The sequence below is a fragment of the Komagataeibacter kakiaceti JCM 25156 genome (assembly GCF_000613305.1).
Genome location: NZ_BAIO01000228.1, coordinates 1 through 3,650 on the forward strand (window position 1 = coordinate 1; position 3,650 = coordinate 3,650).

The 3,650-nt window shown below is 66.8% G+C and carries 4 protein-coding genes; all 4 read right to left on the minus strand.

What is annotated here, in order from left to right:
• Positions 1–976, minus strand: a 976-nt coding sequence (gene mutL, locus JCM25156_RS11175) for a DNA mismatch repair endonuclease MutL (RefSeq protein ID WP_025813136.1), incomplete at its 3' end; no start/stop codon positions are given.
• A 45-nt stretch (positions 977–1,021) separates the two neighbouring features.
• Entirely contained in the window at positions 1,022–1,510 is a 489-nt protein-coding gene (locus JCM25156_RS11180; RefSeq protein ID WP_025813138.1) for a DUF3035 domain-containing protein, read from the minus strand.
• 95 nt (positions 1,511–1,605) lie between these two features.
• A complete protein-coding gene (lspA, locus tag JCM25156_RS11185; RefSeq protein WP_025813139.1) occupies positions 1,606–2,079 on the minus strand; it encodes a signal peptidase II in 474 nt (157 codons plus the stop codon).
• A 5-nt stretch (positions 2,080–2,084) separates the two neighbouring features.
• Positions 2,085–3,650 (minus strand): class I tRNA ligase family protein (locus JCM25156_RS11190; RefSeq protein WP_025813140.1); only part of this gene is annotated, 1,566 nt, incomplete at its 5' end.

A 3,650-nucleotide genomic window follows, 5' to 3' on the forward strand; every position in this document is an offset into this window, starting at 1 on the left:
CGATCACCAGCGCGCGCACGGCGGCCGAGTCGGCATAACGCAGTTCCGTCTTGGCGGGGTGCACGTTCACATCCACCTGTTCGGGCGGGATTTCCAGCGACAGCGCCACCACCGCGTGCCGCCCGTGTTCCATGACATTGCGATAGGCCACCCGCACCGCCGTCCGCAGCACCGGATCGACCACGGGGCGGCCATTGACCAGCAGCATCTGCCCGTTGGCCGTGGCGCGGTGGACCGAAGGGGCGCAGATGAAGCCGCTCAGCTTCAGGTCACCGCGCTGCCCTTCCACGGGCAGCAGGCCATCGGCATGACCGGATTCAAGAATGGCGGCGACGCGCGCGGCCTGATCCTGCACCGGCAGGTCAAGGATCACGCGCGTGTCGAATTCCAGCCGGAAGGCGATATGTGGGGCGGACAGCGCCAGGCGCCGCACCACGTTTTCGGCATGGCCGGACTCGACTCGGGGGCTTTTGAGGAATTTGCGCCGCGCGGGGGTGGCGAAGAACATGTCCTCCACCAGCACGCGGGTGCCGGGCGGTCCGGCGCAGGGTTCAGGTTCCCCCACCACGCCGCCTTCCACCCGGATAGACCAGGCCGACTCCGCGCCCCGTGGCCGGGACATGACCGCAAGCCGCGCGGCCGCGCCGATGGAGGGCAGCGCCTCCCCCCGGAAACCAAGGGTGGAAATGCGCACCAGCGTCTCGTCACGCAGTTTGGAGGTACAATGCCGCTCAACCGCAAGCCGCAGGTCATCGGGCGACATGCCGCAGCCATCATCGGTGACCTCGATGCGGTCCATGCCGCCCCGGTCGAGACGGATGCCGATGCGCCGCGCCCCGGAATCAATGGCGTTCTCGACCAGTTCCTTCAGCGCTGCGGCCGGGCGCTCGATCACCTCGCCCGCCGCGATGCGATTGACCACCTGTTCGGACAGCCGGCGGATCACCGGCTGGCTGCTGTCTGGAGACATATTCATATCCGCGACCGGATTCCGGTTTCCGCCCACCGGACGGACACCGCCTTACTTGGTGGGGCCGCTTACGGTCGGGGTGGCGCCCTGCGTCAGGTTGCGGCCAAGGGCCGAGTCCTCGCGCAGGCGGGCATTTTCCGCCTTGCCGTTGACAAGGTTACCCGCCCCGCCGCCGTGCCAGAACATGAGCTTGTCCACAAAGCTGGTATCCGCGCGCCCCATCTCGCCCTTGTCGGGGTCGTTGGCCGCTTCCTGCGCCGATCCCACCAGGGCGGCCTGCCCCGCGCTGTCAGGCCCGTCGGCCCCCTGAAGCGCCACGTTGGGGGAGAGCGTTTCCAGCGCCTGCATGCGCGGGTTCGTATCTTCCGCCCGCTGGACGGCGTTGCTGTTGGGCGCGCCCAGTTCATCGGATGGCGGCATGGACAGCGGCGCACGGGTGGTGACCGTGTATTCGTCCGGCAGGCTCCGCTCCAGCCCGAAGGCGCGCGAGACATCAGCGCCCGAGCAGCCCGACAGCATGAAGCCGCTTGCCATGAGCACCGCACAGGAAAGGGGTCTGAAAGCTGGAATCGCCATATCTCGCCTATTACCGTTAGTGGAACGGTTCGGCAAGCATGCGCGGGCCGCTCCGGCGCCTAGTTTGCATCGCGCATGCGTAGGTTGTCGATAATCAGGATCGCAACCCCGCAATCAATCAGGGCATCCGCGATGTTGAACACCGGCCACGACCAGCCAAAGGCATGGGCGTGGATGAAATCGACCACCGCGCCATAACGCAGCCGGTCGATCACGTTGCCAATGGCCCCGCCCATGATCATGCCCAGCGCCGCCGCCACCCAGACCCGTGGCGTGCGCGCCAGCCAGACGCCAAGCCCCGTCACGATCGCAAGTGCCGCGACCGAAAAGATCACCCGGCCCGCCGCCCCCGCGCCACCCAGCATGCCGAAGGTGATGGCGTGGTTCCAGACCATGGTCAGGTTGAGCACGGGCAGCAGGGGCACGCTTTCACGCGTGGGCAGGTCATAGATATTCAGTATCCAGAACTTGCTGGCCTGATCCGCGACCAGCGCGCCCAGCAGGCAGGCCCCACCCACAACGCGGTTGTTCATTGCCGTTACGCCTTGCCCTGCACCACATCGACACAGCGCAGGCACAGTTCGGGGTGGGCGGCGTCCTGCCCCACTTCATCCAGCACCTTCCAGCAGCGCGCGCATTTATGCCCCTGCGCCACCGTAATGGCGGGAATGCCATGCGGCGTGCCTTCCTGCGCCCCGTCCTCGCCCAGATAGATCGAGCCCGCGCCCGCGATGATGCTGACCTCGGCCTGTGACACGATGGTCAGTTCCGCCCAGTCCACGCCCTCGAACCGCGCGGCTTCCGCTTCCGACAGCGGAAGTTCAAGCGCCGCCTGAAGCGAGGACTTGACCAGCCCGTCACGCCGCGCGCTCTCGATCTCGGTGGTGATGATGCGGCGCACGGCGCGCAGCATGGCCCAGCGATCCCCCAGTTCGGGATCATTCCACTCCGTGGGCAGTTCCGGGAAAGGTTGCAGGTGCACGCTTTCGGTATTGCCGGGGCGGGCGAGCCACGCCTCTTCCGCCGTGAACACCAGAACCGGCGCAAGCCACGCGCACAGGCTGCGGTGCAGGTGGTCAAGCACGGTGCGCGCGGCGCGGCGCTTCAGGTTCGACGGGCCATCGCAATAGATGGTGTCCTTGCGCACGTCGAAATAGAAGGCGGACAGATCGGCGGCGCAGAACCCGTGCAGCGCGGGGTACACGCCCACCCATTCATGCGTTTCCACCGCGCGGGCCACAAGGCCGCCCAGTTCGGTCATGCGGTGCAGGACCCAGCGTTCGAGTTCGGGCAGCTCGGCATGGGGCACGCGCTCGGCTTCGGTAAAGCCGTCCAGCGCACCCAGCAGCCAGCGCAGCGTGTTGCGCAGGCGGCGATAGAGTTCGCCCTGCTGCTTGAGGATTTCCTTGCCGATGCGCAGATCATCGTTCGTATCGGAATTCATGACCCACAGGCGCAGGATGTCGGCCCCCAGGCTGTCATTGACATCCTGCGGCGCGATGACATTGCCCAGGGATTTGGACATCTTGCGGCCCTGCTCATCCAGCACGAAGCCGTTGGTCACCAGCGCCCTGTAGGGGGCCACGCCGCGCGTGCCCACGCTTTCCAGCAGCGAGGACTGGAACCAGCCGCGATGCTGGTCCGAGCCTTCCAGATACAGATCCGCCGGGAAGGGCATGTCCCCATGCCCCAGCACGAAGGCATGGGTCGAGCCGCTCTCGAACCAGACATCCACGATGTCGAACACCTGCTCGTAATCTTCCGGATCGCGCCCTTCACCCAGAAAGCGCGTGGCGGGTGAGCTGTACCAGGCATCGGCCCCTTCGGCATGGAAGGCGGCGACGACACGGGCCATCACCTCCGCATCGCGCAGGACCTCACCGGTGCGTTTTTCCACGAACACGGCAATCGGCACGCCCCATGCGCGCTGGCGGCTGATGCACCAGTCGGGACGCCCCGCCACCATAGAGGTCAGGCGGTTGCGCGCCTGCGCGGGCACGAACGTCACCTTTTCCAGCGCGGCGAGGGCGCGATCCCGCAGGTGCCCTTCCCCATCCATGCGGATGAACCACTGCGGCGTGGCGCGGTAGATGATGGGCGCGCG

Bases quoted from the DNA above. Each gene is read 5' to 3' on its own strand.
- lspA (WP_025813139.1), bottom strand. From the start codon at position 2,079: ATGAACAACCGCGTTGTGGGTGGGGCCTGCCTGCTGGGCGCGCTGGTC.